This is a genomic window from Dietzia sp. MNB45 (assembly GCF_051994785.1).
In the GTDB taxonomy this organism is placed as follows: Bacteria; Actinomycetota; Actinomycetes; order Mycobacteriales; family Mycobacteriaceae; genus Dietzia; species Dietzia kunjamensis.
Genome location: NZ_CP163397.1, coordinates 3,663,147 through 3,677,493, shown reverse-complemented (window position 1 = coordinate 3,677,493; position 14,347 = coordinate 3,663,147). Strand labels below are relative to the sequence as shown.

Genomic DNA, 14,347 nt, shown 5'->3' with positions numbered 1-14,347 from the left:
GAGCCCGCGGGGAGGTCCGGTTACCGCTCGCCCGCGTAGGCCTCCCCGCCACCGCGGGCGTCACGCCGCTCGCGCTGGGGGATGACCACGTACTTCGGGTCCTTCGTCGACGCCATCCCGGCGTGGAACACCGCCCACCGGGTGCACGCCGACCCCGCCGCCAGCGCGAGGCCCGCGACCGCGGACAGCGCGCGGTTGCGTCGCCCGAGCACGGCGCCCACCGCGCCGGCGGTGGTGAGGATCTGGGCGGCGCGGTGGTACGCCCCGGCCCGGCCCTCGTGGAGCGGTTCGGCGGTGATGCCCATCGACTGCTGCATGATCCGGTCGGCGGCGAGTTCGAGCGTCGCGCCGCCCACGGCCAGCCGCCGGGCGGGGCCCGTCTCGTGGAGCGGATTGAGCAGCAGCCCGACCCCGCCGGACGCGGCCGCGGCGCTGCCCACGAACACGAACGGCAGCTCACGGCGCGCCGCACTCCAGCTCGGGAGAGACGTGTCAGTGAGCAGCACCGCCGTGTACGACGCGACCGCCGGTGCCACGAGGGCGGCGACGATCCCGGCCGGTCGCGAGGCGCGGGTGATGAGATCGGTGGGCAGTCGGCGCGCCAGGCGGGCGGGCAGCAGCGGGACGACCTCCTGCCCCAGGGCCAGCCCCACGAACGGGCCGTACGCCGACAGGAGCCAGGTGCCCACGCTCATCGGTGAGGTCAGCTTGAGCACTCGCAGCATGTGGTGGAACCGCTCCGGGCGTCCCAGGTCGCGGACCAGGTAGTACAGACTTCCGGTGATCCCACCGAGAGCGACGATCCGGGCGGAGCGGCGCTGGCTGGGTAGGCCCGCCAGGTCGGCCCCGGCGGCGAGCAGTGAGGAGCCGCCGGCCAGGCCGCCGAGGAACAGGTAGGCCGCGATGTCGTACTCCCACGGCGGGGCCTTGACGATCGGTGTGCCGTAGTAGGAGCGGAATTCCGCGGGGGGCACCACGAGATGTTCGCGGCCCCCCTTGCCCTTTCGGCGGGTCCGCGTCTTCTGCCCCGGCCCCGGGGTGATGCCCGCCTTGTCGTCGTCGGCCCGGTTGTGGTCGGCTCGGTTGTGGTCGGCCCCGTCGCCGTCGCTCATCAGGCCCCGCCTCCCACGGCGAAGGCGGCCACCGCGCCGCCGAGCAGCGTCACCGCGGCCAGAGCGGCCTGCTGCCACATCTTCCCCACGAACCGGGTCGTCACCACCGGATCCGGCGGCAGTCCGTACACCTCCGGGTCGTCCAGCAGGAGGAAGAACGCGCCCGTGCCGCCGACTCCGTTGTTCGAGTCGTGCCCGTAGAGCTGGGCGTTCGGCTCGCCCGCCTCGACCAGCTGGTCCAGGCGGCCGGCAGCGCGCTCGCGGAGTTCGTCGAGGTCACCGAACTGGATCGACTCCGTGGGGCACGCCTTGGCACAGGCGGGGGTCTGGCCCTCGGTGAGCCGGTCGTAGCAGAGCGTGCACTTCTGGGCGATGCCCACGGCGGGGTCGCCCGCGGGGCCCGAGCGGCGCTCGATCACACCGTACGGGCACGCGCTCACGCAGTATCCGCAGCCGTTGCAGATGTCGCTCTGCACCACGACGGTGCCGAACTCGGTGTGCATGAGCGCGCCCGTCGGGCAGACGTCCACGCAGGCGGCGTGCGTGCAGTGTTTGCACACGTCCGACTCCATGAGCCACCGGAAGTCGGTGGACTCCCCGGCGTCGGGGGAGTCGCCCGGCAGGGTCGACGCCGGTATCCCGAGGTCGACGGGCGCGGGCGCCGCGGGGGCCGGCGCGGCGTGCGCACCGGACCGGGCCGGCACCTCCTGCTCGATGAACGCGACGTGCCGCCACGTCGACGCGCCCAGGGCCTGGGTGTTGTCGTAGGACATGCCGGTGAGCTCGAGGCCGTCGGAGGGGATGAGGTTCCACTCCTTGCACGCCACCTCGCAGGCCTTGCAGCCGATGCACACGCTGGTGTCGGTGAAGAAGCCCTTGCGCGGCGGCGGGTCGGCGTAGCCGTTGTCCTCGGCGGGATCGATGTCCCCGAAGAAGGACCGCCCGAGATCGGACAGGAAGGCGGACATGATTCAGCTCTCCGTTCCCGGTTCGGTGATGACTCCCGCGCGCCGGCGGTAGCCCTCGACGAACTCCAGCAGCGCCGGTCCACGCGGCCGTCGTCCCGCGACGATGTCACAGCTCGTGGCCTTGGTCGCGGGAATGGACACGTTGGGATCGAGGGACTGGGCGAGCAGGTCGTTCGCCGGGTCGCCGATGCTCACGCCGTTGCCGCCCCAGTGATAGGGCAGCCCGATCTGGTGCAGGGTGCGACCGTCGATGAGTAGCGGCGTCATCCGCCTGGTCACGAGGACCCGCGCCTCGATCGCGGAGCGGGAGGTGACGATCGTCGCCCAGCCCCCGTTGACCAGGCCCCGCTCCCGCGCCAGCTCGGGGCTGATCTCGCAGAAGAACTCCGGCTGCAGTTCCGACAGGTAGGGCAACGTCCGACTCATCGCGCCCGCCGTGTGGTGCTCGGTCAGGCGGTAGGTGGTGAACACGAACGGGAACACCTCGCTGCCCGGCTCCCCGTGGCCCGGCTGGGTCTCGTTGTACCGACCGGGGCGTATCGCGCGGGCGGGATTGGCGTCGTGACCCGGGTAGATCGGGTTCGCCACGGGCGACTCCGGCGGCTCGTAGTGCGCTGGCAGCGGACCGTCGGCCAGTCCGCGCGGCGCATAGAGCCACCCGCGGCCGTCGTCCTGCATGATGAACGGCTGCGCCCCACCGATGGCGTCCTGCGCCACCGCCCCCTCGGGCGGGGTGTAATCGGGCGCCTTGTCGGCCTCGAAGTCGGGCACGTCCTCGCCCACCCATCGGCCGGCGCCGTCGGCGGCGTCCGGATCCCAGCTGATGAGTGCCTTGCGTTCGCTCCAGGGCCGCCCCTCCGGGTCGGCGGAGGCACGGTTGTAGAGGATGCGACGGTTCGCCGGCCAGGCCCAACCCCACTCCGGGGCCACCGGGCCCTGCTCGTGGCGGGACCTGCGCCGCGCGGCCTGGTTGACGCCGTCGGCGTAGACGCCGCAGTAGATCCAACACCCGCACGAGGTCGAGCCGTCCGGCTTGAGCTGGGTGAACGTCGACAGGGGTTCGCCGTCCTCGCCGCGGCCGTTGATCTCGGCCAGCACGGCCTCGGCGTCGGGTTCGTCGTCCGAGCCCGGCTCCATCGGGTAGTCCCAGGTCAAATCCAGTAGCGGCCGGTCTCGGGGGTCGGTGGAGTCGGCCAGCTTCTCCTTCAGACGGCGTCCGAGGTGATAGTAGAACCACAGTTCACTGCGCGCGTCCCCCGGTGGCTCGACGGCCTGGTGTCGCCACTGCAGCAACCGCTGCGTGTTGGTGAACGTGCCCTTCTTCTCCACGTGGTTGGCGGCCGGGAAGAAGAAGACCTCGGTGCCGATGTCCTCCGGGCGCATCTCGCCGGTCTCGATCTCCGGGCCCCTGCGCCAGAAGTCGGCGCTCTCGATCATCACGAGGTCGCGGACGACCAGCCAGTCGAGGTTGGCCAGCCCGGCGCGCTGCATCCGCCCGTTGGCGGTGCCCACGGCGGGGTTCTCGCCGACGAGGAAGTACCCGCCGCCGCCTTCGTTGATCTGCCGCTGCACCGTGACGGTCGAGTCGTGCTTGCCCGTGAGCTTGGGCAGGTAGTCGTAGGCGAAGTCGTTGTCCGCGGTGGCGGCGTCGCCCCACCAGGCCTTGAGCAGGCTGACGGTATACGAGCGCATGTGGCCCCAGAAACCCTGCGCCACGTCGTCGGTGCCGATGTAACTGTCGAGGTCCGGCTGCTCGCCGGCGTTCGGCGTGGGTAGGTACCCGGGCATGAGGTCGTACAGCGTCGGGATGTCGGTGGAGCCCTGGATGCTGGCGTGGCCGCGCAGCGCCATGATGCCGCCACCGGGGCGGCCGATGTTGCCGAGCAGCAGCTGCAGGATCGACGCCGTGCGGATGTACTGCACCCCCACGGTGTGCTGGGTCCAGCCGACGGCGTAGCAGAACGCGGTGGTGCGCTCGCGCCCCGAGTTCTCGGTCAGCGCACGGGCGACACGGAGGAAGTCGTCGGCAGCGACGCCGCAGGTCCGCTCGACCACTTCCGGCGTGTAGCGACTGAAGTGCCGTTTGAGGATCTGGAAGACGCAGTGCGGGTGCTGCAGGGTCTCGTCGCGCAGGGGATCCTCGGTCGTGTCCGACGCGCGGGCGCCGGCGGCGCCGGGGGTCTCGGAGGCCTCGTCCTCGGCATCGTCGTCGTCGCGGCCCTCGTCGGGCATGTCGTTCTGGGCACCCGCGTACTGCCAGGACTCCAGGTCGTAGGTCCGGTCATCGGCGTCGAAGCCGGAGAACAGGCCCGCGAGGTCCTCGGTGTCCTCGAAGTCCTCGCCGATGATCGTCGACGCGTTGGTGTAGGCCAGCACGTACTCCGAGAACCAGGCGTCGTTGGTGAGGACGTGGTTGATCAGCCCGCCGAGGAACGCGATATCCGACCCCGCACGGATGGGTACGTGCTGGTCAGCGAGCGCACTGGTGCGCGTGAACCGGGGGTCGACGTGGATGATCGTGGCGCCACGGCGCTTGGCCTCCATGACCCACTGGAACCCCACCGGGTGCGCCTCGGCCATGTTGGAACCCTGGATGACGATGCAGTCGGCGTTCGCGAGGTCCTGCTGGTAGTTCGTGGCACCACCACGCCCGAATGAGGTTCCCAGACCGGGAACGGTGGAGGAGTGTCAAATGCGCGCCTGGTTCTCCACCTCGATGGCGCCGAGCGCCGTGTAGAGCTTCTTCATGAGGTAGTTTTCCTCGTTGTCCAGCGTCGCCCCGCCCAGGCTCGCTAGACCCCGGGTGCGCCGGACGGTGTCACCGTTCGAGTCCGTCTCCTCCCAGAACTCCTTCCGCGACTCCAGCACGCGGTCGGCGACCATCTCCAGGGCCGTGTCGAGGTCGAGTTCCTCCCACTCCGTCGCGTACGGCTTGCGGTGGAGCACCGTGGTGATGCGGTCCGGGTTGGTGACGAGCTGCTTGCTCGCCGAACCCTTGGGGCACAGGCGGCCGCGGGAGATGGGGCTGTCGTCGTCACCCTCGATCTGGGTGACCTTGCCACCGGAGACGTAGACGTCCTGGGCGCACCCGACCGCACAGAACGGGCAGACACTCTTGACCACCTTGTCGGCCGTCTTCGTACGGGGGGTGATCTCCAGCGAGCGGCGCGAACGGGTGGCACTGCCGCGTCCGAGTAGGTCGGACCCGGCCAGCTGGCGCAACACGGGCCAGTTGAGCGGCGAGCCGTACCTCGCCAGCTCGGGTCCGGACCCCCGGGGCCGATCCGGCCCGGACTGCTGGTTCTCCGTCTCCGACATGCCACCTCCCGTACTCGCGTACGGGCCCCATGTAACGCGAGCCCCCCGGGCCCCGCAACCGAATCACCGTCGGACCCGCCCGGTCGCGGGCGGGCGGTGACCGACCCTCCCCCGGAACGCCGCCGACGCGCATCATGGTGGCATGGACGAGCAGACTCAGGCCGATTCCGGAGCGTTCGCGACCGTCGGGCTCATGGCCGACCCCGGAGTGCCCCGCCGGGTCGCGGTGGCGATAGCCGACGATCTCGCCGAGGACCTCGGCCGTGAACTCGGTGGACGCTGGCGGGTGGAGGTCGACCAGGAGACCCTCCCGCTGGGGCCGGAGGGAGAGATCCGGCTCACCGATCACGCCCCCCGCTTGCTGCAGCAGCACGGGTGGGACTTCGTGATCTATCTGACGGACCTGGCGACCCACCCCGACGGTGTGCCGGTGTTGTACGACGTCAGCCGCTCGACCGCGGCCGCCCTGGTGTGCGTGCCGGTGCTGGGTGTGTTCCGCGTGCGGTCGAAGGTCCGCGAGCTGGCGCTCCGGCTGGTGCGTTCGGGGACCCACCGCGACGGAATGGGTGTGCCCGGCACCGACGACCTGCCCCCGGCGCACCGGCGTGGGCTCGTCAACAAGGCCCGCCTGCTCGCGGGCATGGTGCACAACAACCGGCCCAGCCGGATGGTGACGGCCCTGTCCGGCGTCGTGGCCGCCGGCGCGGGCACGGGCGCCTTCGGCATCTTCTACGGCAGCATCGCCGCGCTGTCGGTTGAGCTGCACGCGCTCAGATTGCTGCTCATCAGCGTGATGGGGGTTCTCACGCTGGTCGCGTGGCTCATCCTGCGCAACGGGCTCTGGACCCGGCGGGACGACGAGTTCACCCCGGGCAACCGCCGAATGGACAACGCGGCCACGGTGCTGACCGTGGGGGTCGGCGTGGGCATCATGTTCGTCGCCCTCCTGGCGGCGATGTTCGTCCTGGCGCTCACAGTGATGGACGCTGACTACCTGGGGACGCAGCTCGGTCGCCCCACGGTCCTGCTCGACTACGTCCACCTGGCGTGGCTGTCCAGCTGCCTGGGTGCCTTCGCCGGCGCCCTGGGATCGAACTTCGACGACGAGAACGTGGTGCGCGAGTCCACCTACAGCCTGCGGTGGCACGAGCGCCGCAAGATGTTCGACAGCTACCAGAGCCGTGAGGGCGACCCCGACGAGCAGCAGGAGCAGCAGCGGATCGAGCGCGAGCACGACGACAACGACGACGCCCGCGGCCGCGGCGAGCAGAGCCGCAGCGACCACCCCGGCGTCGACACGGCCGCCGGCGATGACAGTAGCGGAGAGGTCGACGACGACAGGGCCTCGCACCGCGGGGGCGTCATCGCAGACGGCGACTCCGGGTCCTCCCGGCAGGTGGAGGATGACCGGTCGAGAGGGTAGACAAGGGGCATGACCGCCGCACCCGCCGACCTCGCCCCGGTGAACGACGCCACGACGACCGCGCCTCCGCTGCCCCACGCGTGCGGGCCGCTGTCGGATGCGGCGATCGACGCCCTGTCGACCGGGCGCACGGACGGGCTTCCGGCGGTCCCGGCCGACGTCGAGCCGCTGGGCCGCGACCTGCAGCTGACGCTCTACACGCTGTACGAGCTGCACTACCGGGGCTTCGACGGGGTCGACGCGGAGCTGGAGTGGGAGCCGGACGTGCTGCGGCTGCGGCGGGACCTCGAGCGGGTCTTCCTCGGGCACCTGCGGTCGGCCGTCGAGCCGGGCGACGACCCCGTGGCAGAGATGGACGCGATGTCGGTCGAGGCGACCTCCGGCACCGGCCCGTCCTGGTACTTCAAGGACGAGGGCACGTGGGATCAGATCCGCGAGTACTTCGCCCACCGCTCGCTATACCACCTCAAGGAAGGTGACCCGCACGCGTTCGCGATCCCGCGGCTGCAGGGTCAGGCCAAGGCGTCGTTCGTAGCCGTCGAGTTCGACGAGTTCGGCGGTGGCCGCGGCGATCGCGTTCACCAACAACTGTGGGCGGACCTCATGAGCGCGGCCGGACTGGACCCGTCGTATCTCGGCTACATCGACCGGGTGAGCGCCGAGACGCTGTCGACGGTGAACCTCATGTCGATGTTCGGCCTGCACCGGTCGCTGCGCGGCGCCGCGATCGGACACTTCGCGGCGATCGAGATCACCTCGTCGCCGGGATCCGCGCGGCTGGTGGCGGGTCTGCGCCGGATGGACGCCCCCGAGGAGTGTGTGCACTTCTACGCCGAGCACGTCGAGGCCGACGCGGTCCACGAGCAGGTCATGCGCCACGACGTCGTGGGCGATCTGGTGCGCCGCGAGCCGGAACTGGCCGCCGACGTGGTGTTCGGTATGCGCGCGCTCGACTATCTCGACGACCTGGCCGCGGAGAAGATGCTCGCCGCGTGGAAGCGCGGCGAGTCCTCGCTCCTGTCCTGACACTCTCCCGGCCACTCTCCCGGCGAGCCGCCCGCCCCACCGCCCCGGAAAATCGGCTACTCCGAATCGGGATCCGCTATGCGCATCGGGGTAGCAGATCCCGATTCCGGGTAGCGGATTCGCGGGAAGGGGTCCGCCGCCGCCCCGGGGCCGCGCTCAGTCGTCGTCGCGGGCCGGGTCGGTTGCCCGGACCTTGCGGCGGTGGCTCGTGTCGCACAACGGGTAGGTCTTGCTGCGCCGACACGTGCACACGGCCACCATGAAGCGGTCCGAGCACACGCGCTCGCCGTCGGGCGTCGTCATGTCGACCGGGCCCTCGATGAGCATCGGTCCCCCGGGCACGATCCGCACCCGCCGGGCGTCAGACGCGGTCAACGCGGATCACCACCAGCTCCTCCTCGCGGCGACCGGGCTCGAGCAGGCCGGCGGCCTCGAGTCGCTCGGCGTACGAGGTCATGACGGGACCGAAATCCACGACGCGGGTGGCGACGGTCCGCGCGGTGAATCCCGACTGCTCGAGCTTGCGGATGGTCTGCGGGGGGTCCGAGAACTCCGAGTGCACGATCATCATGCTCCCGCCGGGCGAGACCAGGTCCGGGGCGAGGTCGCACAGCTGGTCCAGCACCACGCGGCCGTTGGCGCCGGCGTCCCACGCCCGGTTGGGTCCGGTGCCCTCGAGCGGAGCGTCGGACGGGACGTACGGCGGGTTGGAGACCACCACGTCGTAGGGGCCGGCCCGGCGGGCGTCGTCGAGGGTGCCGAGCCGGACGTCCACCTGCACTCCGGCCCGGTCGGCGTTGCGGGACGCGCACGCGACGGCGGCGGGGGAGATGTCGTAGGCGAGTACTTCCCGTGCGCCCTTGAGCGCGGTCTCGATGGCGAGGATGCCGCTGCCTGTACAGATGTCGAGGACCCGCCGCCCGGCGACCAGATCGCACTGGTCGAGCGCCTCACAGATGAGCCAGGAGTCGTCCTGGGGCGCGTAGACACCGTCGTCGACCTCGATATGGGTGAACCGGGTCTGGGTCATCGGGGCCTCCGGTTGATCTTCGGGACAGATGTTGTCCAGTCAATCGGCGAAGCGCCCCACCTGCAACCGGATGCGGTCCCATCGGGCCCGGCCGGCGCCCCGGGGGGCCTACTGCCAGTAGAGGCCGCCGGGGACGTCGCCGCCGCCGGTGAGACGGCAGGTGAGCACGTCGCCGTCGGCGGAGGTGACCGCGAGGCCCTCCTGGGCGCACGGTCCGCCGGGTCGCGCCTGTCCGGTGGCGTCCGCGACCGCGGCCCCGCCGGTCCCACCCGTGCCGCCCTGCGGCAGCCACAGGGGGCCGGCGCCCCCGGGGTCCTCGGTGCAGAACAGGGCGGAACCGTCCTCGGCCTGGGCGACCTCGCCGAGCATCTGGCAGGGCCCACCGGTGCCGACGACGTTGGCGGGCAGTCGGGGCGCGGGGGCGGGGGAGACCGGCGGTGCCGGCGCGGGGGGCACGGAGACGGGCTGCGCGGTGTCGGGGGCCGTGGTGGTGGGGGCGGGAGTCGAGGATGACGACGACGACGAGGTGTCGGGCCGCGTCGTCGGCGAGGTGGCGGAGTCGTCCGCGGTGTCGGCGGAACAGGCCGAGAGTGCGACACCGGCCGCCATCGCGAGTGCGATGACGGCCGGGACACGACGACGCCCCGGGGTGGTGTGCGGGTGGTTCGTCGCTGTGTTCATACGATCCTTCTGCTGCGCTGGTCAGGCCCCGATGATGAAGGCCTCGAGCTCGGCGCGGGCCTTGTCGTCCGCCATCTGCTCCGGCGGCGACTTCATCAGGTACGCCGAGGCGGGCAGGATCGGTCCCCCGATGCCGCGGTCCTTGGCGATCTTGGCCGCGCGGACGGCGTCGATGATGATGCCCGCCGAGTTGGGGGAGTCCCACACCTCAAGCTTGTACTCGAGGTTGATCGGGGCGTCACCGAACGCGCGTCCCTCGAGACGAACGTACGCCCACTTGCGGTCGTCGAGCCACTCCACGTAGTCGGAGGGGCCGATGTGGACGTTGCGGTCGTGGATCTTGTCCTTCAGCGAACCCTCCAGGTTGGAGGTCACCGCCTGGGTCTTGGAGACCTTCTTGGACTCCAGGCGGTCGCGCTCGAGCATGTTCTTGAAGTCCATGTTGCCGCCGACGTTGAGCTGGTACGTGCGGTCCAGCGCGACGCCGCGGTCCTCGAAGAGCTTGGCCATGACGCGGTGGGTGATGGTGGCACCGACCTGGCTCTTGATGTCGTCGCCGACGATCGGGACGCCGGCGCTGCGGAACTTCTCGGCCCACTCCGGGTCGGAGGCGATGAACACGGGCAGGGCGTTGACGAACGCGACGCCCGCGTCGATGCAGCACTGCGCGTAGAACTTGTCGGCCTCTTCCGAACCGACGGGCAGGTAGCTGACCACGACGTCGACCTCGGCGTCACGCAGGGCCTGCACGATGTCGACGGGCTCGGCGGCGGACTCCTCGATGGTCTCGCGGTAGTACTTGCCCAGGCCGTCGAGGGTGGGTCCGCGCTGCACGGTGACGCCGGTCGGCGGCACGTCGCAGAGCTTCAGGGTGTTGTTCTCGGAGGCGTTGATCGCCTCGGCGAGGTCCATGCCGACCTTCTTGCCGTCCACGTCGAACGCGGCGACGAACTCGACGTCGCCCACGTGGTAGTCGCCGAACTTGACGTGCATGAGTCCGGGAACGGTCTGGTCGATCGCGGCGCCGGCGTAGAACTCGACGCCCTGCACGAGCGAGGACGCGCAGTTGCCGACGCCGACGATCGCGACGCGCACCTTCTTGTCGGTCATTGGGGATCTCCTTGTGATGGGTTCTCTGTCCGGATGAGTTCATTGATCCAGCGCAGCTCGCGCTCGCTGGTCTCCAGCCCGAGCAACGTGAGTTGCCGGGCGTAGCGCAGTTCGGTGGGCCCGGCGCGGGTGGCGGCGTCGCGTTGGCTCTCGCGACGCTCCTCCAGCACCCGACGCCGACCCTCGAGAAGGCGCACCCGGGCGGGCCCGGGAGTGCGGTCGAAGAACGCGAGGTGGACGCCGAAACCGTCGTCGCCGAACGACGCCGTCACCGGCTCGTCGAGCAGGGCCGCCAACGTCCCCTTGCCGCGGGTGGTGATGCGGTAGGTCTTGCGCCCGCGCCGCGTGGTGGCGGGCGGCCTGGTGGCGGTGGCGGCCGAGGAGTCCTCGACGATGTCGCCCTGCTGCTGGAGGCGGCGCAGAGTGGGGTAGAGGGAGCCGAAGGACACGGTCCGGACCGTCCCGAGCATCTCGGAGAGTCGCTTGCGCAGCTCGTAGCCGTGCATCGGCCGCTCGTCGAGCAGACCCAGGATTGCCAGTTCGAGCACTCCACCTCCCCCTTCCCGCGAATCGTGCCTGTGCGCTTCGTGCGCCGTGTGTCATGCGACGGGTTCACACTATACACCTGCTGATGTATCGAGCCGATATACCGAGCGGTGGCATCGGCCCGACGTGTCGGCGCGTTCTGCGGCTCGCTCGGGCCCGGGCCTGCGGCGGGGGCCGTAGGCTGGACGACGTGGACCAGGCCGACTCCCGCTCCCCGCGACCCGGCCCCGCGCCGGGGCCGGAGGACCCCACCGGCCGTGCGGCGCTCCAGCGTCGACGGGTGGTGGACTTCGCGCTGCGCCGCCGCGGTGTCCTGGCGGGCCTGCGCGAGGGCGCGCTCTCGCTGCGCGAGGTGTGCGACGCGGACGTCTACCTCCTGCGGGCCGCCGGTTTCCACGGCGTGGAGACGGAGACGGTCTGCCCGGTGTGCCGCAAGGAGAACCTCACGGAGGTCTCCTGGGTGTTCGGTGACGACCTGGGGCCGGCGTCCGGGTCGGCCCGCGGTCAGGACGAGATAGACCACCTCGCGTTGACCCACGACGGGTTCACCGTCCACGTGGTGGAGGTGTGCCGCAGCTGCTCCTGGAACCACCTCATCCTCTCCTACGAGGTGGGGCTCACCCCGGGTGCCGGAAAGCGCGTGCGACGAGCGGCGCGAGAGCTCCGCCGACACAGCTGACGCCCGCCCGGAGTGCCCGACGCGGGTTCCGGAGTACAGAATCGGTCGCGATTTCGTACACAATGGTCGTCAGAGCACCGCAACCGGGGGACTCCCGGGCCAGACGGGTCGGCTCGCAGGAGGGTAGAACATGTCGCAGAATGGCAGGACGAACCGGTCCGCCGACGAGGGCCGGAGCACCAGCTCGGACCGGCGCGGCTGGGCCCGTCGCCATCCGGTCTGGACGACGGTGATCCTCCTCGCCGTCGTCGTCCTCGTGATCCCTCTGGCCATCGCGGGGGTGATGTACAACCGCACCGAGATCCCCAGCCCCGGCAGCGTCCGCACCGAACAGATCTCCGAGATCTACTCCAGCGACGGCACCACGATGATCGGTCGTATCGTGCCCCCGGAGGGCAACCGCACGCTCATCGAGCTCGACGCGATCCCCGTGCACGTGCGCAACGCGGTGATCGCCGCCGAGGACCGCAGTTTCTACACCAACGAGGGGTACGACCCCACCGGCATCGGTCGCGCGGTGATCGGGCAGATCACCGGCGAGGCCGGTGCGGGCGGTGGCTCGACCATCACCCAGCAGTACGTCAAGAACACGATGGTCGGCGACGCCCCCACGTACCAACGCAAGGCCAAGGAGATCGTCATCGCGGCCAAGATGACGAACGAGTGGTCCAAGGACCAGATCCTCGAGGCGTACCTCAACACCATCTACTTCGGCCGCGGCGCCTACGGCATCGCCGCCGCGTCCACCGCTTACTTCAACAAGCCGGTCGAGGCGCTCACGATCGAGGAGGGCGCGCTGCTCGCCGGCGTCATCCAGTCCCCGTCGGCCCTCGACCCGCTCAACAACCGGGCCGCGGCCGAGGGCCGCTGGAACTACGTCATGGACGGGATGCGGGAGATGGGCGCGATCGACGCCCAGCAGCGCGGCAACGCGGCGTTCCCTCAGGTCGTCGAAGACCCGCAGGCGATCGAGCAGAACGTCGGCGACCCGAGCAACGGACCCATCCGCCGTCAGGTGCTGGGCGAGCTCGCGGCCGCCGGGATCGACGAGCAGATGCTCAACACGCGGGGCCTGAAGATCACCACGACGATCGACCCCCAGACCCAGTCGGCGGTCGTCGACGCCGCCCGGTCGAACATGCAGGGCGAGAGGCCGGAGAACCGGACCGCCATCGTCTCGATCAATCCCAAGACGGGCGGCGTGATCGGGTACTACGGCGGCGAGGAGGCCGAGGGCTGGGACTACGCCAACGCCCCCCTGCAGACCGGTTCGACGTTCAAGATCTTCGGCGTCGCCGCCGCTCTCGACCAGGGCATCGGCCTGGGGACCCAGATCTCGTCCGCACCGGTGACCACCGGCAACGTCACGGTCACCAACGTCGACGGCCGGTCCTGTGGCTCGTGCTCCATCTCCCAGGCGTTGCTGCTGTCGCTCAACACCTCGTTCATCCGGCTCCAGCGCATGCTGGACAACGGGGCCAACGACGTCCGCGACATGGCCCACCGCACCGGCATCCCCAAGCAGATCCCGGGTCTGCCGTGGGAGACGCTGAGCGAGCAGGGCGAGGATCCCTACGACGGCCTCATCCTGGGCCAGTACCCGATCCGCGTGCGGGACATGGCGACCGGCCTGGCGACCTTCGCCGCAGAGGGCGTCCACCGGCCGACCCACTTCATCGAGCGGGTCGAGACCGCCGACGGCGAGGTGCTGCTGGACAACTCCTCGATCGAGGGCGAGGAGGTGGTCGACCCCGACGTCGCCAACAACCTCACCTCCGCGATGCAGCCCATCGCCGCCTATTCGAACGGTCACTCGCTGGCCGGCGGGCGGCCCTCGGCCTCGAAATCGGGCACCACCCAGCTCGGCGAGACCGGGTACAACAAGGACGCCTGGTTCGTCGGCTACACCCCGTCGATCGCGACGGCCGTCTGGGTGGGGACCGACGACAACCAGCCGCTGCTCAACGCCTGGGGCGGCACCATGTACGGCGCGTCGCTGCCCGCCGACATCTGGAAGTCCGCGATGGACGGCGCCCTGTCCGGCACGGAATGGGAGAGCTTCCCCGAGCCCGGGTACATCGGCGGCCAGGCCGGCGCGTCCCAGGGGCAGTCCTACGGGAGCGGTTCGGGCACCACGGGCGGGACCGGTACCGGTGCCGGCACCGATGACTACGTCCCCCAGGCCAGTCAGGCCCCGGCCCCGGTCCAGCCCGCGCCGGCGCCGCAGGCTCCCGGCCCGCTCACGCTCCAGGTCCCCGGACTGCCGGAGATCGTCATCCCGGGCGCCGGTGCGCCGGCACCCGCACCCGCCCCGGCGCCCGCGCCCGAGCCCGCCCCGGTCCCCGGCGGCGGTGGTGCTGATGCCGGTGGCGGCACCGGCGGAGACGGAGGCACCGGTGGCGCAGGCGGCGGGGACGACGGGGCCTGATCCCGGGCGACCGGCCCCCGCCCCCG

The 14,347-nt window shown here is 70.8% G+C and carries 12 protein-coding genes; 4 read left to right on the top strand and 8 right to left on the bottom strand.

All coding sequences use genetic code 11. The features are described from left to right. Positions 1 to 20 precede the first annotated feature (20 nt). From nrfD to fdh, 3 genes are read right to left on the bottom strand one after another with little or no spacing between them, the layout of a single operon-like run. Positions 21 to 1,112: an NrfD/PsrC family molybdoenzyme membrane anchor subunit gene (gene nrfD, locus AB5G72_RS17605; protein ID WP_440220567.1), complete on the bottom strand. Its 1,092-nt coding sequence runs from the start codon at positions 1,110 to 1,112 to the stop codon at positions 21 to 23. Continuing rightward, positions 1,112 to 2,080 (bottom strand): 4Fe-4S dicluster domain-containing protein, encoded by a 969-nt coding sequence (locus tag AB5G72_RS17600; protein WP_269503369.1) that lies wholly within the window; start codon positions 2,078 to 2,080, stop codon positions 1,112 to 1,114. Before AB5G72_RS17600 ends, nrfD begins: the two co-directional genes overlap by 1 nt. Before the next feature lie 3 nt (positions 2,081 to 2,083). After that, entirely contained in the window at positions 2,084 to 5,398 is a 3,315-nt protein-coding gene (gene fdh / locus AB5G72_RS17595) for a formate dehydrogenase (RefSeq protein WP_440220566.1), read from the bottom strand. A gap of 142 nt (positions 5,399 to 5,540) precedes the next feature. Here fdh and AB5G72_RS17590 point away from each other — a divergent pair, with 142 nt between their 5' ends. Both AB5G72_RS17590 and AB5G72_RS17585 read left to right on the top strand, forming a co-directional pair. Continuing rightward, on the top strand, positions 5,541 to 6,821 hold the full coding sequence (locus AB5G72_RS17590; protein ID WP_253002789.1) for a hypothetical protein: 1,281 nt from the start codon (positions 5,541 to 5,543) through the stop codon (positions 6,819 to 6,821). Positions 6,822 to 6,830: 9 nt separating this feature from the next. Next, positions 6,831 to 7,847 carry an iron-containing redox enzyme family protein gene (locus tag AB5G72_RS17585; RefSeq protein ID WP_440220565.1) on the top strand — a complete coding sequence of 339 codons (1,017 nt, stop codon included), beginning with the start codon at positions 6,831 to 6,833 and terminating at the stop codon, positions 7,845 to 7,847. A gap of 156 nt (positions 7,848 to 8,003) precedes the next feature. On the opposite strand, the gene AB5G72_RS17580 is transcribed toward AB5G72_RS17585, so the two are convergent. From AB5G72_RS17580 to AB5G72_RS17560, 5 genes are all read right to left on the bottom strand, one after another. Further along, a complete protein-coding gene (locus AB5G72_RS17580) occupies positions 8,004 to 8,174 on the bottom strand; it encodes a CDGSH iron-sulfur domain-containing protein (RefSeq protein WP_067720218.1) in 171 nt (56 codons plus the stop codon). Positions 8,175 to 8,208: 34 nt separating this feature from the next. Then, positions 8,209 to 8,877, bottom strand: coding sequence for a HemK2/MTQ2 family protein methyltransferase (locus AB5G72_RS17575; protein WP_096906353.1), 669 nt, complete (start codon positions 8,875 to 8,877; stop codon positions 8,209 to 8,211). Positions 8,878 to 8,985: 108 nt separating this feature from the next. Continuing rightward, complete coding sequence (locus AB5G72_RS17570) at positions 8,986 to 9,558, bottom strand: hypothetical protein (protein ID WP_132063498.1); 573 nt, start codon at positions 9,556 to 9,558, stop codon at positions 8,986 to 8,988. Positions 9,559 to 9,579: 21 nt separating this feature from the next. Further along, positions 9,580 to 10,668 (bottom strand): inositol-3-phosphate synthase, encoded by a 1,089-nt coding sequence (locus AB5G72_RS17565; RefSeq protein ID WP_067720034.1) that lies wholly within the window; start codon positions 10,666 to 10,668, stop codon positions 9,580 to 9,582. Beyond that, positions 10,665 to 11,216, bottom strand: a complete 552-nt coding sequence (locus AB5G72_RS17560) for a PadR family transcriptional regulator (RefSeq protein WP_440220564.1) — start codon at positions 11,214 to 11,216, stop codon at positions 10,665 to 10,667. The genes AB5G72_RS17565 and AB5G72_RS17560 overlap by 4 nt, the downstream gene beginning before the upstream one ends. 188 nt (positions 11,217 to 11,404) lie before the next feature. On the opposite strand from AB5G72_RS17560, the gene AB5G72_RS17555 reads away from it, so the two are divergent. Next, positions 11,405 to 11,893 (top strand): DUF5318 family protein, encoded by a 489-nt coding sequence (locus tag AB5G72_RS17555; protein ID WP_325769603.1) that lies wholly within the window; start codon positions 11,405 to 11,407, stop codon positions 11,891 to 11,893. 130 nt (positions 11,894 to 12,023) lie between these two features. Next, positions 12,024 to 14,321: a transglycosylase domain-containing protein gene (locus tag AB5G72_RS17550; RefSeq protein ID WP_440220563.1), complete on the top strand. Its 2,298-nt coding sequence runs from the start codon at positions 12,024 to 12,026 to the stop codon at positions 14,319 to 14,321. Positions 14,322 to 14,347: the final 26 nt, after the last annotated feature.